Source organism: Pseudoponticoccus marisrubri, from assembly GCF_001482405.1.
GTDB classification, from domain to species: Bacteria; Pseudomonadota; Alphaproteobacteria; order Rhodobacterales; family Rhodobacteraceae; genus Pseudoponticoccus; species Pseudoponticoccus marisrubri.
Genome location: NZ_LPXO01000001.1, coordinates 79,015 through 98,137, shown reverse-complemented (window position 1 = coordinate 98,137; position 19,123 = coordinate 79,015). Strand labels below are relative to the sequence as shown.

At 68.9% G+C, this 19,123-nt stretch carries 20 protein-coding genes; 15 read left to right on the top strand and 5 right to left on the bottom strand.

Annotated elements, in window-relative coordinates:
- Positions 1 to 168: 168 nt before the first annotated feature.
- Complete coding sequence (locus AVJ23_RS00485) at positions 169 to 1,560, top strand: DegQ family serine endoprotease (RefSeq protein WP_437176743.1); 1,392 nt, start codon at positions 169 to 171, stop codon at positions 1,558 to 1,560.
- An 82-nt stretch (positions 1,561 to 1,642) separates the two neighbouring features.
- Here AVJ23_RS00485 and AVJ23_RS00480 read toward each other — a convergent pair whose 3' ends face one another.
- The 3 genes from AVJ23_RS00480 to AVJ23_RS00470 all read right to left on the bottom strand — a co-directional run bounded on the left by AVJ23_RS00480 (position 1,643) and on the right by AVJ23_RS00470 (position 3,457).
- A complete protein-coding gene (locus tag AVJ23_RS00480) occupies positions 1,643 to 2,446 on the bottom strand; it encodes a pyrroline-5-carboxylate reductase family protein (RefSeq protein ID WP_058860197.1) in 804 nt (267 codons plus the stop codon).
- 25 nt (positions 2,447 to 2,471) lie between these two features.
- A complete protein-coding gene (locus AVJ23_RS00475; RefSeq protein WP_058860196.1) occupies positions 2,472 to 3,002 on the bottom strand; it encodes a peptidoglycan-binding domain-containing protein in 531 nt (176 codons plus the stop codon).
- Between the two features lie 107 nt (positions 3,003 to 3,109).
- Positions 3,110 to 3,457 (bottom strand): OB-fold nucleic acid binding domain-containing protein, encoded by a 348-nt coding sequence (locus AVJ23_RS00470; RefSeq protein ID WP_058860195.1) that lies wholly within the window; start codon positions 3,455 to 3,457, stop codon positions 3,110 to 3,112.
- A gap of 143 nt (positions 3,458 to 3,600) precedes the next feature.
- Here AVJ23_RS00470 and AVJ23_RS00465 point away from each other — a divergent pair, with 143 nt between their 5' ends.
- The 5 genes from AVJ23_RS00465 to AVJ23_RS00445 all read left to right on the top strand — a co-directional run bounded on the left by AVJ23_RS00465 (position 3,601) and on the right by AVJ23_RS00445 (position 8,429).
- Positions 3,601 to 3,924 carry a 2Fe-2S iron-sulfur cluster-binding protein gene (locus tag AVJ23_RS00465; protein ID WP_058860194.1) on the top strand — a complete coding sequence of 108 codons (324 nt, stop codon included), beginning with the start codon at positions 3,601 to 3,603 and terminating at the stop codon, positions 3,922 to 3,924.
- A 50-nt stretch (positions 3,925 to 3,974) separates the two neighbouring features.
- Positions 3,975 to 4,697, top strand: a complete 723-nt coding sequence (locus AVJ23_RS00460) for an FG-GAP repeat domain-containing protein (protein WP_058860771.1) — start codon at positions 3,975 to 3,977, stop codon at positions 4,695 to 4,697.
- 111 nt (positions 4,698 to 4,808) lie between these two features.
- A complete protein-coding gene (locus AVJ23_RS00455; RefSeq protein ID WP_058860193.1) occupies positions 4,809 to 5,615 on the top strand; it encodes a TIGR00282 family metallophosphoesterase in 807 nt (268 codons plus the stop codon).
- Complete coding sequence (locus tag AVJ23_RS00450) at positions 5,612 to 6,523, top strand: DMT family transporter (protein ID WP_058860192.1); 912 nt, start codon at positions 5,612 to 5,614, stop codon at positions 6,521 to 6,523. Before AVJ23_RS00455 ends, AVJ23_RS00450 begins: the two co-directional genes overlap by 4 nt.
- A 127-nt stretch (positions 6,524 to 6,650) precedes the next feature.
- A complete protein-coding gene (locus AVJ23_RS00445; protein ID WP_058860191.1) occupies positions 6,651 to 8,429 on the top strand; it encodes an SLC13 family permease in 1,779 nt (592 codons plus the stop codon).
- A gap of 231 nt (positions 8,430 to 8,660) precedes the next feature.
- Here AVJ23_RS00445 and AVJ23_RS00440 read toward each other — a convergent pair whose 3' ends face one another.
- Positions 8,661 to 9,395 (bottom strand): glutamine amidotransferase, encoded by a 735-nt coding sequence (locus tag AVJ23_RS00440; protein ID WP_058860190.1) that lies wholly within the window; start codon positions 9,393 to 9,395, stop codon positions 8,661 to 8,663.
- A gap of 122 nt (positions 9,396 to 9,517) precedes the next feature.
- On the opposite strand from AVJ23_RS00440, the gene AVJ23_RS00435 reads away from it, so the two are divergent.
- The gene (locus tag AVJ23_RS00435) at positions 9,518 to 10,267 is read left to right on the top strand and encodes a YebC/PmpR family DNA-binding transcriptional regulator (RefSeq protein WP_058860189.1); all 750 of its coding nucleotides are present in this window, start codon (positions 9,518 to 9,520) and stop codon (positions 10,265 to 10,267) included.
- A 69-nt stretch (positions 10,268 to 10,336) separates the two neighbouring features.
- Here AVJ23_RS00435 and AVJ23_RS00430 read toward each other — a convergent pair whose 3' ends face one another.
- Positions 10,337 to 11,803 carry an alanine/glycine:cation symporter family protein gene (locus tag AVJ23_RS00430; RefSeq protein ID WP_058860188.1) on the bottom strand — a complete coding sequence of 489 codons (1,467 nt, stop codon included), beginning with the start codon at positions 11,801 to 11,803 and terminating at the stop codon, positions 10,337 to 10,339.
- A 177-nt stretch (positions 11,804 to 11,980) separates the two neighbouring features.
- Here AVJ23_RS00430 and AVJ23_RS00425 point away from each other — a divergent pair, with 177 nt between their 5' ends.
- From AVJ23_RS00425 to AVJ23_RS00390, 8 genes are all read left to right on the top strand, one after another.
- Entirely contained in the window at positions 11,981 to 12,589 is a 609-nt protein-coding gene (locus tag AVJ23_RS00425) for a LysE/ArgO family amino acid transporter (RefSeq protein WP_058860187.1), read from the top strand.
- A 50-nt stretch (positions 12,590 to 12,639) separates the two neighbouring features.
- Complete coding sequence (locus tag AVJ23_RS00420; protein WP_058860186.1) at positions 12,640 to 13,542, top strand: DMT family transporter; 903 nt, start codon at positions 12,640 to 12,642, stop codon at positions 13,540 to 13,542.
- Positions 13,543 to 13,685: 143 nt separating this feature from the next.
- Positions 13,686 to 13,853 (top strand): hypothetical protein, encoded by a 168-nt coding sequence (locus AVJ23_RS00415; RefSeq protein WP_437176742.1) that lies wholly within the window; start codon positions 13,686 to 13,688, stop codon positions 13,851 to 13,853.
- A gap of 410 nt (positions 13,854 to 14,263) precedes the next feature.
- Positions 14,264 to 14,833: a choline-binding transcriptional repressor BetI gene (betI, locus tag AVJ23_RS00410; RefSeq protein ID WP_058860184.1), complete on the top strand. Its 570-nt coding sequence runs from the start codon at positions 14,264 to 14,266 to the stop codon at positions 14,831 to 14,833.
- Complete coding sequence (gene betC, locus AVJ23_RS00405; RefSeq protein ID WP_058860183.1) at positions 14,830 to 16,335, top strand: choline-sulfatase; 1,506 nt, start codon at positions 14,830 to 14,832, stop codon at positions 16,333 to 16,335. Before betI ends, betC begins: the two co-directional genes overlap by 4 nt.
- Before the next feature lie 19 nt (positions 16,336 to 16,354).
- The gene (betA, locus tag AVJ23_RS00400) at positions 16,355 to 18,007 is read left to right on the top strand and encodes a choline dehydrogenase (protein WP_058860182.1); all 1,653 of its coding nucleotides are present in this window, start codon (positions 16,355 to 16,357) and stop codon (positions 18,005 to 18,007) included.
- A gap of 67 nt (positions 18,008 to 18,074) precedes the next feature.
- Entirely contained in the window at positions 18,075 to 18,755 is a 681-nt protein-coding gene (locus tag AVJ23_RS00395) for a thermonuclease family protein (RefSeq protein ID WP_058860181.1), read from the top strand.
- 117 nt (positions 18,756 to 18,872) lie between these two features.
- On the top strand, positions 18,873 to 19,109 hold the full coding sequence (locus tag AVJ23_RS00390; RefSeq protein WP_058860180.1) for an HP1242/YdcH family protein: 237 nt from the start codon (positions 18,873 to 18,875) through the stop codon (positions 19,107 to 19,109).
- Positions 19,110 to 19,123: the final 14 nt, after the last annotated feature.

Here is a 19,123-nt window from a genome sequence, read left to right as displayed (position 1 = left end):
GCGCGCACCTATGTTTGACACACTGACAGACAGCAGGAGGCAGGCGGCAGCCCGCATTTCGGGCTGCTGGCTGGCAGAGACAAGGAGATCCAATTGAAACCGCAATCCCTCGCTCTGACACGGGATCAGGCTTCGCCGTTGCGCCTTTTCTGGCTGACGACGTTGTCCATGGTCCTGATCGTATCGCAATCGCTGATGGCGCAGGCGCGCGGCGCGCCGGAGAGCTTTGCCGAGCTGGCCGAGCGCATCAGCCCCTCGGTGGTGAACATCACCACCTCGACCACCGTCGCCGGCCGGGGCGGGCCGCGCGGCATCGTTCCCGAAGGCTCGCCCTTCGAGGATTTCTTCCGTGAATTCCAGGATCGCGGCCAGCCCAACCGTCCGCGCCGCTCCTCGGCGCTGGGCTCGGGCTTCGTGATCTCCGAGGATGGCTACGTGGTCACCAACAACCACGTGATCGAGGGCGCCGACGAGATCCTGGTCGAGTTCTTCGAGGGCTTCGAGCTGCCGGCCGAGCTGGTGGGCACCGATCCCAACACCGATATCGCGCTGCTCAAGGTCGATGCGGACGAGCCGCTGGCCTTCGTGCCCTTCGGCGACAGCGACACCGCCCGCGTGGGCGACTGGGTGATGGCCATGGGCAACCCGCTGGGGCAGGGCTTCTCGGTCTCGGCCGGTATCGTCTCGGCCCGTAACCGGGCGCTCTCGGGCACCTATGACGACTACATCCAGACCGACGCGGCGATCAACCGCGGCAACTCGGGCGGCCCGCTGTTCAACATGAACGGCGAGGTGATCGGCGTGAACACCGCGATCCTGTCGCCCAATGGCGGCTCGATCGGCATCGGCTTCTCGATGGCGTCCAATGTCGTGACCAAGGTGGTCGACCAGCTGAAGGAATTCGGCGAGACTCGCCGCGGCTGGCTGGGCGTGCGCATCCAGGACGTGACCGATGACGTGGCCGAGGCGCTGGGGCTCGACTCCGCCGAGGGCGCGCTGGTCTCGGACGTGCCGGATGGTCCGGCCAAGGATGCCGGCATGCTGGCGGGTGACGTGATCGTCAGCTTTGACGGCGTCGCGGTCGAGGACACGCGCCAGCTGGTGCGCATCGTGGGCAATGCGCCCGTGGGCAAGACCGTGCGCGTCGTGGTCAACCGGGACGGCACGCGCGAGACGCTGCGCGTGACGCTGGGCCGTCGCGAAGAGAACGAGACCGCCGTGCCGGCCGCCGCCACCGGCCCCGAGGACGCGCCCTCGCAGTTCGACCAGCTCGGGCTGACCCTGAACCCGCTGACCGACGAGATCCGCGGCGAGCTGGACCTGCCCGAGGGCATGGAAGGCCTTGCCGTGATGGATGTGGACCCGGTCTCGGAAGCCTATGAGAAGGGTATGCGCGCCGGTGACGTGATCACCGAGGCGGGCCAGAGCCCGGTGCGCAGTGTCGAGGATCTCGAGACCCGCGTGGCCGAGGCGCGTGAGGAGGGCCGCAAGTCGCTGCTGCTGCTGGTGCGCCGTGGTGGCGACCCGCGCTTCGTGGCGCTGAGCCTCGACGAAGGCTGATCGGTTTCGACAGGACCGGAGAGGGGCGGCGCTGCGGCGTCGCCCTTTTTCGTTTGCGGGGGTTCTTCGGGAGGTAAGGGGTTCAGCCCTCGTTCCGGCCGATCCGGGCGGCCTTGGCGGCAGCGGCGCCAAGCGCGGTCGAGAGTGCCTCGGCCAAGGGCGAGCCCTGAAGGCTGCGCAGCCCCTCGGCCGTGGTGCCGGCATAGGCGATCATCTCGTCCACGTGCTCCTGCGCAGAGCGCGTGTCGCGGGACAGCATCTGGCCGCTGCCGAGGAAGAGCTGGCGCATGGCACGGTCGGCGATCTCGGGGGCGATGCCCATGCGGATCGCGTGATCGGTCATGGCGGCGGCAAAGAAGGCGACGAAGCCCGGCACGGGCCCGGTCATCGCGGTGAAATGGTCGATCTGGTCCTCGTCCTCGATCTCGTCGGTCAGGCCGCAGGCGCCGAGTAGCCGGGTCACGCAGGCGCGGTCCGCCTCGGTCACCGCAGCGGTCGCGATCCAGGGCGAATAGGCAAGGTGACGCTCGGCGGCGGGGCTGGACATGGCGCGCACCACGCGCGGGCTGGCAGAGAGCCTGGTCAGCTCGTCGCGCCCGATGCCCGCCATGACCGACAGGACCAGCCGGTCGGGGGCGATGGCCTTCATGCCGCGCGCGGCGTCGGGCGGCAGGCAGAGCAGCACCGTGTCGCAGGCGGCCAGCATGGCGTCGCGGTCGGTGGTGACGTTGATCTCGGGGTAATGTTCGAAGCCCGGCGCGGTGCCGCTACGATTGACCAGCCAAAGCTCTTCGGGCTGGACCGCGCCGCTGTTGAGCCAGGACGCGGCGATGGCCCGGCCAAGCTGGCCGGTGCCGCCGATGATGCCGATGCCTGACCCTGCCATGGCCGTCTCCCTTGTGCCCGGGCGCTCAGCCTTGGGGCAGTTCCACCGCGATCAGCCCCAGCGCGCGCGCCGTCTCGAGGCTGAGCTGGTCGCTCTCGAGCCCGCGCTCGGTCTGGTACTTTCCGATGGCCGTCGCGGTGGGGGCGTCGAGCTGCCCGTTCACGTTGCCGGCGAAATAGCCGCGGGCCGCCAATGCGCGCTGTACCGAGGCGATGAATTCCTGCGTCATCACCTCGGGGCAGGGGGCCTCGAAGGTGAATTCGCCGCGGGGGCGCACGATGCGCGGCACGGGCGCGCGGCGGTAGACCGGGGCGCGCAGCACGGTGCCGTCCTCGGCGATCTCGGCCTGCACGACCTGCACCTCGCCCATGACATGTTCGTAGACGGCCGGCGTGGCCTCGCGCGCGCGGCAGGTGCCGTCGGCGGTGGGCTCGGAGAGCGGCGGCGGACCGGGTTGGAACGCGGCACGGCTGGCCGGCGCGTCCGGCATGGGAGCGCGCGCGCCACAGGCGCCGACGATCGCCGCTGCGCAGAGCAGGGCTGGGAAACGGGACATGACTGCTCGGGCCTCTTTCGTGCCTTCGTTGCAGGCAATATAGCGGTTTTTCGCGCCTGTGGAAAGGTCCGCTGCGGCGGGGCGCTGCCGGGCGTGGCCCGGCAGGCTCAATCCGCCGGGGCGAGCAGCGTGTCGAGCAGGTGCGAGATGTCCTCGATCTCTTCCGAGATCACGTGGGTGACGCCGCTTTCGCGCTGCACCCGGCCGGTCACGCGCAGCATCCGCCCGGCGATCACGGCGCGGCGGAAGCGTTCGTAGAGCTTGCGCCAGACGATCACGTTGACCACGCCGGTCTCGTCCTCGAGCGTGAGGAAGATCACCCCCTTGGCCGTGCCGGGGCGCTGGCGCAGGATCACCAGCCCGGCCACGGTCACCCGCGCGCCAGAGGGAGGGCGGGCCAGCTGTTCGGCGGTCAGGGCGGCAGGCGGGCGGGGCCAGACGGGCGGGTGTCGCATAGGAACATATGTAGAACATAATGTCTGTTCGGCCAAGCCCCCGCGGGCCGGGGCCTGCCTGTCGCATCGCTGTCGGAAATGGGTGGCGCGCCGGGGACGGGACCACTAGGTATACGCGCGTCATCGAACGGAGAGCGGAGAGCATGGCGAAGATCACCTATATCGAGCATAACGGCACCGAACACGTGGTCGACGTGGCCAACGGGCTGACCGTGATGGAAGGCGCGCGGGACAACGGTATTCCCGGCATCGAGGCGGATTGCGGCGGCGCCTGCGCCTGCTCCACCTGCCATGTCTACGTGCATCCCGACTGGGTGGAGAAACTGCCCGCCAAGGAAGACATGGAAGAGGACATGCTGGATTTCGCCTACGAGCCCGATCCGGCCCGCTCGCGCCTGACCTGCCAGCTCAAGGTCTCGGACGCGCTGGACGGGCTGGTTGTTCAGATGCCCGAAAAGCAGATCTGATGCCCGGCGGCGTCGCGGCGCCGCGACGGCCCGCGCGCCTCTGGCGACGGATGGCCCGCGGCGCGGGGCTGCTGGCGGGCCTGTGGCTGGCCGGGGCTGCCGCGGCCCAGCAGATCGACACCGCGCGCTATGATGGGCCGACCACGCGCTACCCGCATGGCGTGCTGGGCGACGATGTGGAATGGGCGCAGCTGGTGGTGCGGTTGACGGATGGGCGCGTACTGTCGGCGCGGCTCGGGGAAGAGCGCGTCTTTGAAGACCTCGCGCCGCGGCTGGCGGATCTCGATGGCGATGGTGCGCCCGAGGTGGTCGTTGTCGAGAGCCATGCCGCGCGGGGCGCGCGGCTGGCCATCTGGGGGCTGGTCGGGGACGATCTGCGCCCGATCACGGCGACGCCCTGGATCGGCACGCGCTTCCGCTGGCTGGCCCCGCTGGGCGCCGCCGACCTGGACGGGGACGGGCGGGCGGAGCTGGCCTATGTCGACCGCCCGCACCTGGCCCGGACCTTGCGTGTCTGGCGCTACCTGCCCGAGGGCCCGGGCGCGGCGCGGCTGGACGAGGTCGCCGCCGCGCCGGGCTATTCCAACCACCGGATCGGCTGGGATTACATCGAGGGTGGCATCCGCGCCTGCGGGACCGGGCCCGAGATGGTGCTGGCCGGCGGCGACTGGCGCGACCTGTACGCGCTGCGGCTGGCCGAGAACGGGCTGACGGCACGGCGCCTGGGGCGCTACAGCCCTGACGCCATCGCCCGCGCCATGGCGTGCCGGTGAGGCCGCCGGGACGGCGCTCCTGCTGGCGCAGATCGCCCCGCCCGCCGTCCCGCGGCCCGCAGCCCGATTCGGGCTTTGCTTTTGTCCCACCGCAAATTAACGGTGCTCCTCATGCGACTTCTCTTTCTTGGTGACGTGATGGGCCGGGCCGGCCGGCAGGCCATCGCGGAGCGGCTGCCCGGCTTGCGCGAACGCTGGTCGGTGGACCTGGCCGTGGTGAATGGCGAGAACGCGTCGAACGGTGCGGGGCTGACCGGCGATCACGCCCGGCTGCTGCTGGACAGCGGCGCCGACGTGGTGACGCTGGGCGATCATGCCTTCGACCAGAAGGAGATGCTGAGCTTCATAGAGTCCGAGCCGCGCATCCTGCGGCCGCTGAACTTTGCCAAGCAGGCGCCGGGCCGGGGCGCCGCGCTGTTCAAGGACCGCCGCGGCCGCAAGGTGCTGGTGGCCCAGGTGCTGGGGCAGGTCTTCATGAAGCGCGCCTTCGACGATCCGTTCTCGGCCATCGATGACAGCCTGCGGCGGCTGGCCGGTCAGGCGCAGGCGGTGCTGGTGGACATGCATTGCGAGGCGACCAGCGAGAAGATGGGCATGGGCCATTTCTGCGACGGTCGGGCGAGCCTTGTCGTGGGCACCCATACCCATGTGCCCACCGCCGATGCGCAGATCCTGCCGGGCGGCACGGGCTACCTGAGCGATGCGGGCATGTGCGGCGATTACGATTCGGTCATCGGCATGGACAAGGCCGAGCCCATGCGCCGTTTCGTCACCGGCATGTCCAAGACCCGCTTCCAGCCGGCCCTGGGCGCGGCGACCCTGTCGGGCGTACTGGTCGAGACCGATGACGCCACGGGCAAGGCAAAGGCGATCACCATGATCCGCGAGGGCGGGCGGCTGGCGCAGTCCGGCCCGTGATCCGCGTCGTGCCGTTCCTGGCGCTGGTCGTGATCGGCGCCGCCTGGGGCGGCACCCAGCCGCTGGCCAAGATCGCCGTCTCGGACGGGTATCGCCATTTCGGGCTGATCTTCTGGCAGACCGCGCTGGTCGGCGCGATCCTCGGCGCCGTCCTGCTGCTGCGCGGGCGGGGGCTGCCTTGGCGGGGCCCGTGCCTGCGGCTCTATTTCGTGATCGCGGTGATCGGCTCGGTCCTGCCGGGAATCGCGGGCTACCAGGCGGCGGTATTCCTGCCCTCGGGCGTGCTGTCGATGCTGCTGAGCTCGGTGCCGCTCTTTGCGCTGCCCATCGCGCTGTTTCTGGGGATGGACCGGTTCGGCCTGGCCCGGCTGGCCGGGCTGGCGCTGGGCTTTGCCGGGGTGGGGCTTCTGGTGCTGCCCGAGGCCGGGCTGCCGCGCGGCACCGACACGTTCTGGATCTTCGTCGCGCTGATCGCCTCGGCCTGCTACGCGCTCGAGGGCAACGTGGTGGCGCGCTGGGGCACCCAGGGGCTGGACCCGGTGCAGGTGCTGGCCGGCGCCTCGGTGGTGGGCATGGCGCTGAGCCTGCCGCTGGCGCTGGTCTCGGGGCAATTCATCGATCCGCGCCCGCCCTGGGGGGCCCCCGATGCCGCGGTGCTGGCCAGCGCGCTGCTGCATGCCGGGGCGTACACGGGCTATGTCTGGCTGGTCTCGCGCGCCGGGTCGGTCTTTGCCGCGCAGGTCAGCTATCTGGTGACGCTGTTCGGGGTCTGCTGGGCCATGCTGTTCCTGGGCGAGGCCTATAGCGGCTGGTTCTGGAGCGCGCTTGCCGTCATGATGTGCGGCGTGGCGCTGGTGCAGCCGCGCCCGCCGGGCCTGCCGCTGCCCCGCGCGCGGGGCCGGGCCTGACCCGGCCCGGCTTTGCGGCGTTGCAGCATTTGCGTCACAGCGGCGCGCCGGCATCCGGGTGCGCTTGTCCCCGGCGCGCGGCTCGGTCAGACTGCGGCGGGTTGAAAACGAGCGGACACCAGACCTGATGCATTGGATCGAACTGAGCCAGACCGGCCAGGCGGCGGCGGCCATCGCCGTCGTCATCGCCATGTTCGCGCTCTTCATCCGCGAGACCTATCCGACCGAGGTGACGGCGATCGGCGGCGTCGCCGCGCTGCTGCTGCTGGGCGTGCTGCCGTATGACGCCGCGTTGCAGGTGCTGTCGAACCCCGCGCCCTGGACCATCGCCGCGATGTTCCTCGTCATGGGGGCGCTGGTGCGCACCGGCGCGCTGGACGCCTTCACCCGCTACGCCCAATCCGAGGTGATGCGCCGGCCGCGCGTGGCCATGGCCGCGATCCTTGCCGTGGTCATCGTGGCCTCGGCCTTCATGAACAACACGCCCGTGGTCGTGGTCATGCTGCCGGTCTTCGTGCAGATCGCCAAGGCGCTTGGCGTGGCGCCCTCCAAGCTGCTGATCCCGCTCAGCTATGCCGCGATCCTGGGCGGCACGACCACGCTGATCGGCACCTCGACCAACCTGCTGGTCGACGGGGTGGCGCGCACGCAGGGGCTGGAGCCCTTCACCATCTTCGAGGTCACGCCGCTGGCGGTGGTGCTGGTCGCCTGGGGGATGCTGTATCTCTTCCTCGTGGGGCGCTTCCTGCTGCCCGAGCGCAGCTCGATGGCCGGCATGCTCTCGGACCGTTCGCGCATGAAGTTCTTCACCGAGGCCGTGATCCCCCCCGACAGCAACCTGATCGGGCGCGAGGTGCTGAGCGTGCAGCTTTTCAAGCGCGAGGGTGTGCGCCTGATCGACGTGATCCGGGGCGACGAATCCCTGCGCCGCAACCTCAAGGACGTGGTGCTGCAGGTGGGTGACCGCGTGGTGCTGCGCACGCGCATGACCGAACTGCTCTCGCTGCAGCGCAACAAGTCGCTGAAACGGGTCGACCAGGTCTCGGCGCGCGAGACCACCACCGTCGAGGTGCTGATCTCGCCGGGCTGCAAGATGGTGGGCCGGTCGCTGGGCGCGCTCAGGCTGCGGCGGCGCTTCGGCGTCTACCCGCTGGCGGTGCACCGGCGGAACCAGAATATCGGCCGCCAGCTGGACGAGCTGGTGGTGCGCGTGGGCGACACGCTGCTGCTCGAGGGCAGCCCCGACGACATCCAGCGCCTCGCCGAGGAGATGAACCTCGTCGATGTATCGCACCCCTCGGCCAAGGCGTTCCGCCGCGGCCACGCGCCGGTGGCCCTGGGCGCGCTGGCGGCGATCGTACTGCTTTCTGCGCTCGGCGTGGCGCCGATCCTGCCGCTGGCCGTGATCGCCGTGGCGGTGGTGCTGCTGTCACGCTGCATCGACGCGGACGAGGCCTTCTCCTATGTCGAGGGGCGCCTTCTGGCGCTGATCTTCGCGATGCTGGCCATCGGCGCGGCGCTCGAAGCCTCAGGCGCGGTGGAACTGATCGTCTCGGGCCTCGCGCCGTGGATGGCGGGGCTGCCGCCGGCCGTGCTGGTCTGGGCGGTCTACCTGATGACCAGCCTTCTGACCGAGACGGTCAGCAACAACGCGGTGGCAGTCGTCGTCACGCCGATCGCGGTCAGCCTCGCCGCGGCGATCGGTGTCGATCCGCGCCCGCTGGTGGTGGCTGTCATGGTCGCCGCCTCCTGCAGCTTCGCCACCCCGATCGGCTACCAGACCAACACGCTGGTCTACGGGCCGGGCGGCTACCGGTTCTCGGATTTCCTCAAAGTGGGGCTGCCGCTGAACCTGAGCGTCGGGCTCCTCGCCGCGCTGCTGATCCCGGTCATCTGGCCCTTGTGACCCGCGATGCCATTTCCCTGACCAGCGCGGGCGCGGGGGACACCCTTTACACTTCGCCAGGCATGGATGGCGCGGCGTGGGGCGGCGGCTGGTGTACATGAGTATTTGGAGAAAGATGAAAGACGCCTCGAGTCCCGATCTCTTTCATCTTTCCGAAAATACTCGAATGCTATGCTCGCCACGCCGCGCACGGCCTTGGGAGGGGATGATCGCGACCCTCAGGCGCGTGTTTCAGCCGTAGCGGCGGACGAATCCCTCGAGCAGGCGTTCGGGCCAGGTGACGTCGGCGGCTCGGCACATCTCGATCAGGTCATCGGCCGTCTCGGGTGGGAAATAGCCGCGGTTGCGGTAGATGCGGATGCGGGTTTCAAAACCGGCCGCGTCGGCCTCGGGGTGGAACTGGGTGGCATAGACGTTCCGCCCGTGGCGGATCATCTGGAAGGGGCAGGGCGCCGAGGCCAGCAGGTGTGCCGCCCCCCGCGGCAGGTGCTGCACCGCCTCCTTGTGGCCGACAAAGGCGTCGAACCTGTCGGGCAGGTCCGAGAGCAGCGGGTCCTGCGCGCCCTCGGCTGTCTTGTGGCAGGTCGAGGGGCCCACCGGCTCGCCGTAGCGCGCCTTGGAGACCTCGGCGCCCAAATGATGGGCGAGGATGCCGATGCCGTAGCAGCAGCCCATGAAGGGCAGGTCGCCCCCGGTGATGGCGGGCATCAGCGACAGGCAGGCTGTCTCGATCCGCGCCTCGACCGGCGACTTGGCCGCGGGCGGGTCGCTGACGCAGCCCGGGCCGCCGCCCACGATCGTGCCGGCATAGTCGGCCGGGTCCAAGTTCGCGGGCAGGTCCTCGCGGTCGAGGCGGATGCGGTGCACGCGCGCCTCGTCCAGCCCGCCCTTGTCGAGGATCGCGCGGTATTCGTCGTCGCTCGCCTCGGTCTCGGGGCGAAGTTGCAGCAGCAGAAAACGGCTCATGCCCCTTGCGCTACCCCAAGCGGGGCCGAAGCGGAAGGCCCGTTTGCGTGGCGGCTTGGCAAGGGGCCGGCGCATGGCCTATAGAGGCGCGCAAACCGACAGGACCGAAGAGGGAGCGTGCCATGGCTGGCCACTCGAAATGGGCGAATATCCAGCACCGCAAGGGCCGTCAGGACGCGGTGCGCGCCAAGCTGTTCTCGAAGCTTTCCAAGGAGATCACCGTCGCCGCCAAGATGGGCGACCCCGATCCGGAGAAGAACCCGCGCCTGCGCCTGGCCGTGAAGGAGGCCAAGGGCCAGTCCATGCCCAAGGACAATATCGAGCGCGCCATCAAGAAGGCCACCGGCGGCGAGGGCGACGATTACGAGGAGATCCGCTACGAGGGCTACGGCCCGAACGGCGTCGCGCTGATCGTCGAGGCGATGACCGACAACCGCAACCGCACCGCCTCGAACGTGCGCTCGACCTTCACCAAGAATGGCGGCAACATGGGCGAGACCGGCTCGGTCGCGTTCATGTTCGAGCGCAAGGGCGAGATCGTCTACCCGGCCGGCGCCGGCGATGCCGACACGGTGATGATGGCCGCGATCGAGGCGGGGGCCGAGGATGTCGAGAGCTCGGAGGAGGGGCACGTGGTCTACTGCGCCGATACCGATCTCAACGAGGTGTCGACCGCGCTCGAGGCCGAGCTGGGCGAATCCGAGTCGACCAAGCTGATCTGGAAGCCCACCACCACGACCGAGCTGGATTTCGACCAGATGCAGTCGCTGATGAAGCTGGTCGAGGCGCTGGAGGATGATGACGACGTGCAGCGCGTCACCACCAATTTCGAAGCCTCCGACGAGGTCATGGCGCAGCTCGAGAACGCCTGAGCCGGTCAGCCTTGCCGCGAAACTCAAGGGGCCCCCGGCGCATGCACAGCGCCGGGGGCTTTTTCATGGTTACTCGGCCGGGGCGGGGCTGGCCCCGGGCGCGGCGGCGCTGGGGGCCGGCTTGGTCCAGGCCGTGCGGTCAATGTCGAGATCGGCATAATCGTCGGGGTCCAGCACCGGGCGCTGGACGCCCGCGGCCAGCTGTGCGCGGAAGTCGCGCAGCATCCGGATGGCGATCGGCAGCAGCATCATCAGCGCCACGAGGTTGACCACCGCGAGGATGCCCATCATCGGGTCGGAGAAGAAGAACACCGCCGTGGCGCCCGGCGCGGTGGCGCCGAGGAAGACGATCGCGATCACCACCACGCGCAGGACCATCACGGCCGCCGGGGTCTTGGTGATCACGGTCAGCGCGTTCTCGCCCAGGTAGTAGTTGTAGATGATCGACGAGAAGGCGAAGAGCAGGATCATCCCCGACAGGAAATACTGCGTCCAGGCGCCCAGATGCGAGACCAGCGATTGCTGGGTCAGCACCACGCCGTCCACGCCCTCGGCGCCGGGCTGGTAGACATCGCCCAGCAGGATCACGAAGGCGGTGCAGGAGCAGATGAAGATCGTGTCGATGAAGACCGAAAGCGACTGCGTGATGCCCTGGCTGACCGGGTGGCGCACATCGGCCGTAGCCGCCACGTTGGGCGCCGAGCCGAGGCCGGCCTCGTTCGAGAAGAGCCCGCGCCGCAGGCCCTGCGCGATGGCCGCGCCCATGCCGCCCGAGACCGCCTCTTCGAGGCCGAAGGCGTTGCTGACGATGGTCCAGAGCACGCCGGGCAGCGCGAAGATGTTCATCACGATGATCAGCAGCGCCATCAGGATGTAGAGGCTGGCCATGACAGGCACCACCACGTCGGCCACCTGCGCGATCCGGTGGATGCCGCCAAACACGATCACGGCCGAGATCACCGCCAGCAGGATCCCGGTATAGAGCCGCGGCACGCCCATGCTGTCCTGCACGGCGCCGGCCACCGTGTTGCCCTGGAAGGCGTTGAACCCCAGCGCGAAGGAGGCGATCAGGCAGACCGCGTAGAGGATGGCCAGCCAGCGGTAATCGGCGCCCAGCCCGTGGATGATCGACCGGGCCGGGCCGCCGCGGAAATCGCCGTCGGGCTGGCGCCGCTTGAACAGCTGGGCCAGCGAGCATTCGACAAGGCTCGTGGCCATGCCGATCAGCGCGATGGCCCACATCCAGAACACCGCGCCGGGCCCGCCCAGCGTGATCGCCACCGCGACACCGGCGATGTTGCCGCCGCCGACGCGGCCGCCGACCGAGATCAGCAGCGCCTGGCGGGCGGAGATCGCGTTGGGGTCGGCCGCCTCGTTGTCACCGGTCAGAACGCGGAACATGCGCTTGAAGAAGCGGAACTGGACGAAACCGGTCAGGGCCGAGATGAAAATGCCGAAGACGACCAGCAGGGGGATCAGGGCAAAGCCCCATGTCAGGTCGCCGATCAATCCGAAAAGCGATTCGAGTAAAGCCATAGCGTTTCCTTGTTCTTCGCATCTGCGCCGCCGCACGGGGGCGTGCCGGTCACACTGGCACCGTTCAAGCTGTATCCGAAAGGCATTTTTTCGCGTGTCGCGCGTCGTGTCTGCCGCTGGCGGGAAAAGCGGCGCCGTCGGCTTGCGCTGCCGGGAAAAGCGGTTAAGGGCGGGCGGATGGATGTCGCTTTCTCTTCTGCCGCCGCCGGCTTCGCGCTGGGCCTCTCGCTGATCCTCGCCATCGGGGCGCAGAACGCCTTTGTCCTGCGCCAGGGGTTGCGGCGGGCGCATGTGCTGCCGGTGGTGCTGGTCTGTGCGATCTCGGATGCGGTGCTGATCGGGGCCGGGGTGGCGGGCTTCGGCGCCGCGGCCGAGGCGGTGCCGTGGCTGGCCCTGGCCATGCGGATCTTCGGGGCGCTCTTCCTGACATGGTACGGGCTGCGCAGCCTGCGCGCGGCCTGGCGCGGCGGGGCGGCGATGGATGCGGGCGCGGGGGCAGGCTCGCTCCGCCGGGCGGTACTGACCTGCCTTGCGCTGACCTGGCTGAACCCGCATGTCTATCTCGACACGGTGGTGCTCCTGGGCTCGATCTCGGCGCAGTATGACGACCGGCTGAGCTTTGCGCTGGGGGCGATGAGCGCCTCTTTCGCTTTCTTCTTCTCGCTGGGCTACGGGGCGCGGGCGCTGGCGCCGGTCTTTGCGCGGCCCACCGCCTGGCGGGTGCTGGACCTGGGCGTGGGGCTGACCATGCTGGCCATCGCGGCGGGGCTGATCCTGGGCGCGTGAACCCGGGCCGGCGGCTGGACACCGGCGGCAGAACCTTTAAGCCTGCGGCCATGGAAGCAGCAGCGACGCAAAGCCCGGCGCGGGGCATTTTCTGGATGGTGGTGACGGGGTTCTGCTTTGTCGCGGTCACGGCCCTGGTCAAGACGCTGGGCGAACGGGTGCCCGCCGCCGAAGCCGCCTTCCTGCGCTACCTGCTGGGGCTGGTCTTTCTCGTGCCGATGTGGCGCAGCCTGTCGCAGCTGCGCCTGACCGGGCGGCAATGGCAATTGTTCGGCCTGCGCGGCCTGCTGCACAGCCTGGGCGTGATCCTGTGGTTCTATGCCATGACGCGGATCCCGCTGGCGGAGGTCACGGCGATGAATTACCTCAACCCGGTCTATGTCACCGTCCTGGCGGTGTTTTTCCTCGGCGAGCGGCTGGCGCTGCGGCGCATATTGGCGATTGTGGCGGCGCTGGCGGGCGCGCTGCTGATCCTGCGGCCGGGGTTCCGGGCGCTCGATCCCGGCCACATCGCCATGCTGGGCACGGCGTTGTTCTTTGCCGGGTCCTACCTGCTGGCCAAGATCATGTCGGGCGAGGTCAGCGCCAGCGTCGTGGTGGCGCTGCTGTCGGTCACCGTGACCATCGGGCTGGCGCCCTTCGCGCTGGCGGCCTGGGTCTGGCCCAGCGCGTGGGAGTTGCTGGTGCTGTTCGGCGTGGCCTGTTTCGCCACGGCGGGGCATTACGCGATGACGCTGGCCTTTGCCGCGGCGCCGGTCACCGTGACCCAGCCGGTCACCTTCCTGCAACTGGTCTGGTCGGTGCTGTTGGGCATGGCCTTCTTCGGAGAGCCGGCCGACCCCTGGGTGATCGGGGGCGGGTCGCTGATCATGGGGGCGGTGATCTTCATCACGTGGCGCGAGGCCGTGCTCAAGCGACGTGTCACTCCGGTTGTATCGGAAACGAAGCACTGACCCTCACGCGATTGTGTCCGCATCGCGAAAAATCCCTGCCTCGGGCGCATTCGCGCCGCATTGATTAACGAGATTTCCACGTATCGCGCACTATATTTGAAAGGAAGCGAGATATGTTTGCGGAGAACAAGTTGACCGAGGATATGACCGAAATCGAAGCGTTCCTGCTGCGGGAACGGGACAAGGTCCTGTCGGAATCCGAGTGGCGGTTCCGCATGCGGGGCTATGGCTACAACCTGCGCCGCACCGATCGCGGGGTCGAGGTGGCCCGCCTGCCGCAGAATACCGTGCTGGGAACCCTGGCCATTTGAGCCGGTCGCCCGCGCGACAACACAGACGCCCCACGCGTGCGGCCCGGGCTGCGATGCGTGTGGCCTGCCTTGACGGCCCGCCCGGGACCATGGCCCGGCCCCGTCACCTGATCTGACCGGACGACCCTGACCTAACGACAGCGTCTCGCCTCCTTGACGAGGGGGGCTTGAGACCGTTGATGGCCTGCCGATCGTGCAGGCTGCGCTGGTGCCGCCAGAGCGCCCTTCTATTTTCCCCGACCTTCGCCGTCTGAACTCGCCCGATCTCCAAAGCGGTGCGGGCGCCTTTCGCAACAGACCTCCAGACTCCGATCCCAACGAAACCCGCGCCTTGCCGCGCGGCGCCCGATCTTCAGCCGCGGGCGTTTTTTTGATTGACTCGTCAGTCAAGAAAAACCACAACAGCGCCCATGCCGAAGCTTGGACAGGAACCGATACGCCGCGCCGCGCTGGTGGCCGCCACGGTCGAAGAGATCGGCGCCGCCGGCTCGCTTGACGTGACCGTGGGGCAGATCGCGCGCCGGGCCGGCATGTCCAGCGCGCTGGCGCATCACTATTTCGGCGGCAAGGCGCAGATCTTCCTCGCGGCGATGCGCCAGATCCTTGCAGATTACGGCGCGCTGGTCCGGGATGCCCTGCGTGAGGCGCCGCCAGACCGACGGCTTGAGGCCATCGTCGCCGCCAATTTCGACCCCAGCTGCTTTGCCCCGGCCACGATCTCGGCCTGGCTGAACTTCTACGTGATGGCCCAGCGCGACCCGCAGGCGGCGCGGCTCTTGCGGATCTACCGGGCGCGGCTAAGGTCGAACCTGGTCCACGCGCTGCGCGCCCGCTGCGAACAGCCGGAGGAGGTGGCCGACACGCTGGCCGCGCTGATCGACGGTGTCTATTTGCGGGCGGCCCTGTCAGATGGCAGCATCGCGGGCGCAACCGCCCGCGTGCTCGATGTGGCCCGGGCCCTGACGAAAGAGCCGCAATGAGCCCGAACATCCTGATCCTCATGGTCGACCAGCTGAACGGAACCCTGTTCCCCGACGGTCCCGCCGATTGGCTGCACACGCCCAACCTACGCGCCCTGGCCGAGCGGTCGACCCGCTTCCGCAATGCCTATACCGCCAGCCCGCTCTGCGCCCCAGGCCGCGCGGGCTTCATGTCCGGCCAACTGCCCAGCGTGACGCAGGTCTATGACAACGCGGCGGAATTTGCCTCGGACATCCCGACCTACGCGCATCACCTGCGGCGGGCGGGCTACCAGACCTGCCTCAGCGGCAAGATGCATTTCGTGGGCCCCGACCAGCTGCACGGGTTCGAGGAACGGCTGACCACCGACATCTACCCCGCCGATTTCGGCTGGACGCCGGATTACCGCAAGCCGGGCGAGCGCATCGACTGGTGGTATCACAACCTCGGGTCGGTCACCGGCGCCGGCGTGGCCGAGATCTCGAACCAGATGGAATATGACGATGCCGTCGCCTTTCATGCCGAGCAGAAGCTCTATGACCTCGCCCGCGGGCAGGATGCGCGGCCTTGGTGCCTGACGGTCAGCTTCACCCATCCGCACGACCCTTACGTGGCGCGGCGCAAGTACTGGGATCTCTACGAGGATTGCGAGCACCTGCTGCCCGAGACCGCGGCGCTGCCTTATGACGAGCACGACCCGCACAGCCAGCGCATCTTCGACGCCAATGACTGGCGGTCCTTCGACATCACCGAGGAGCATATCCGCCGGGCCCGGCGCGCCTATTTCGCCAATATCTCCTATCTCGACGACAAGATCGGCGCGCTGCTCAAGGTGCTCGAGGACACCCGGCAGGAGGCGATCGTGGTCTTCGTCAGCGATCACGGCGACATGCTGGGCGAGCGCGGGCTGTGGTTCAAGATGTCCTTCTACGAGGGCTCGGCCCGGGTGCCGATGATGATCTCGGTGCCGGGGCAGGCCGGCGGGCTGGTCGAGGAGCCGGTCTCGACCATCGATCTCTGCCCGACGCTCTGCGCGCTGGCTGGGGTCAGCATGGAGGAGGTGATGCCTTGGACCGAGGGCGAGAGCCTGCTGCCGGTGATGGACGGGGCGGCGCGGCTGAACCCGGTGGCCATGGAATACGCGGCCGAGGGCTCGATCTCGCCCCTGGTGGCGCTGCGGGCGGGGCCCTGGAAATACACCAATTGCGCGCGCGATCCCGAGCAATTGTTCGACCTGTCCGCCGATCCGCAGGAACGCGTCAACCTGGCCGATGACCCGGCCCAGGCCGCGGTGCTGGAGCGGTTCCGCGTGCTCGCGGCCGAGCGCTGGGATCTGGAATGGTTCGATGCCAGCGTGCGCCAGAGCCAGGCGCGCCGGCACGTGGTCTACGAGGCGCTGCGCCAGGGCGGCTATTACCCGTGGGATTACCAGCCGCTGCGCGATGCCTCGGACCGCTACATGCGCAACCACATGGACCTGAACGTGCTGGAAGACACCCAGCGCTTTCCGCGGGGGGAATGATGCGAAGGCGCGCCGACGCATGAGGGCAGACTATGTCATCGTCGGCGCGGGGTCGGCCGGGTGCGCCATGGCGTACCGGCTGGCCGAGGCGGGCCACTCGGTCATCGTGATCGAGCATGGCGGCAGCGACCGGGGCCCGTTCATCAACATGCCCGGCGCGCTCAGCTACCCGATGAACATGGCGCGCTATGACTGGGGCTATGCCACCGAGCCCGAGCCGCATCTGGGCGGGCGGCGGCTGGCGTGCCCGCGCGGCAAGGTGCTGGGTGGCTCCTCCTCGATCAACGGCATGATCTACGTGCGCGGCCATGCGCTCGATTTCGACCATTGGCGCGACAGCGGCGCGATGGGCTGGGGCCATGCCGACGTGCTGCCCTATTTCCGGCGCATGGAGTGCTGGGATCCGGCCGGGCAGGGGGGTGATCCGTCCTGGCGCGGCACCGACGGGCCGCTGCACGTCACGCGCGGGCCGCGCGACAACCCGCTGGTGCGCGCCTTCGTGCAGGCCGGACAGCAGGCGGGCTACCCGGTGACCGAGGATTACAACGGCGCGCAGCAGGAAGGGTTCGGCCCCTATGACATGACCGTGCACAAGGGCGCGCGCTGGTCGGCGGCCAAGGCCTATCTGCGCCCGGCGCAGGCGCTGGGCGCGCGGGTCCTGCGCGGGCTGGCCGGCCGGATCCTGTTCACCGAGGGGCGCGCCACGGGGGTGGAGCTGACCCGGCGCGGACACATCGAGACCGTGGAGGCCACGCGCGAGGTCATCCTGAGCGCCGGGGCCATCAACTCGCCCAAGCTGCTGATGCTGTCGGGGATCGGCCCCGCGCGCGATCTGGCGGCGCTGGGGATTGCGCCGCGTGTCGATCTGCCCGGGGTCGGCGGCAACCTGCAGGACCACCTGGAGCTCTACATCCAGATGGCGGCGACCAAACCCGTCTCGCTCGCGCGGTACTGGAATCCGCTGGGCAAGGCCTATGTGGGGCTGCGCTGGGCGCTGACGCGGACCGGGCCGGGCGCCTCGAACCAGTTCGAAAGCGCGGGCTTCATCCGGTCGCGCGCGGGCGTGCCCTATCCTGACATCCAGTTCCATTTCCTGCCCATCGCGGTGCGCTACGACGGCAAGGTCGCGGCCGCGGGGCACGGGTTCCAGGCGCATGTGGGACCGATGCGCTCGCCCTCGCGCGGGCAGGTCCGGTTGCGCTCGGCCGATCCCGCGGCACCGCCGCGCATCCGCTTCAACTACATGAGCGCGCCCGAGGACTGGGCGGATTTCCGGACCTGCATCCGGCTCACGCGCGAGATCTTCGGACAGGAGGCCTTTGCCCCGTTCCGCGGGGCCGAGATCCAGCCCGGGGCCGACGCTGTCTCTGATGCCGCGCTGGACGATGTCATCCGCGATCACGTTGAAAGCGCCTATCATCCTTGCGGCACCTGCCGCATGGGTGCTGTGGACGATACCGACACGGTGGTCGATCCGCAGGGCCGGGTGATCGGCGTGGCGGGGCTGCGCGTGGCCGATGCCTCGGTCTTTCCGCGCATCACCAATGGCAACCTGAACGCCCCTGCGATCATGGTGGGCGAGAAGACGGCCGATCACGTTCTCGGCCGCGCCCTTCCGCCCGAGAATGCCACCCCTTGGCAGAACCCGGCGTGGCAGGTGGCACAACGCTGAGGCGTCTTGTTAACCAGAGTTAACAAACACGGTTGAATCTCCGGCGCGGGCCGCCGATCTTAACGACATGTTAAGAGTTTGTTCAGCCCTTGTTCTTCTGTGCGCCGCGCTGCCCGGCCTGGCCGACACGCAGCGCCTGAGCGGCCCGGCCCGGGTCATTGACGGTGACACGTTCGAAGTGGCCGGCACAACGGTACGGCTCTACGGTGTCGACGCGCTGGAAGTGGGGCAGGTCTGCGGTGGCCGTGACGCGCCCACATGGTCCTGCGGCGCCTGGGCCACGGGCGAGATCCGGGCCCGCTACGAGGGCCGGGTGCTCGACTGCACGGTGCTGGCGCATGATGCCTATGGTCGCTCGGTCGCGCGCTGCACCGATTTCGGCACCGATGTGGGCCGCGCGCTGGTGCGCGCCGGCCTGGCTTTCGCCTATCGCCGCTATTCCGAGGAGTACGTGCCCGCCGAACGCGCCGCCCGCGCCGAGGGCGTGGCGCTGCATGGCACCGGGGCGCAATCGCCCGAGGCCTACCGCGCTGCGAAACGCGAGGTCCGAGCCGCGCGCCGGCGCGCCGATGCGCCCGAGGGCTGCCTCATCAAGGGCAATATCTCGCAGGGCGGGCGCGCGCGGATCTATCATCTGCCGGGCCAGTCCTGGTACGGGCGCACGCGGATCTCGCCCGAGAAGGGCGAGCGCTGGTTCTGCTCCGAGGCCGAGGCGGTCGCCGCCGGCTGGCGTCGCGCGCGGCGCTGACGCCCGCGGTCGCACGACTTTTTTCAGGTCGGCGCAGGTGGTTGATCTTCGTCAAAGTCTTTGGTCACAGGGGCGTGCAAACCTGTCCTTCGGACATGACATGAAGAGGAGGCGCGTATGTCGCACACACCCCACGAACTGCACGAAGAATTCCCGGAATATGCCGAGAAGATGAGCGCGCTCAAGCAGAGCGACGCGCATTTTGCCAAGCTGGCCGAGGAATATCACGAGATCAACCGCAAGGTGCACCGGGCCGAAACCAATGTCGAGCCCATGGAGCAGCTGGCGGAAGAGGACCTGCGCAAGCAGCGCGCCGTCCTCAAGGACCAGATCTACGGCATGCTGCGCGCCTGAGCGCGGCCCGGCCC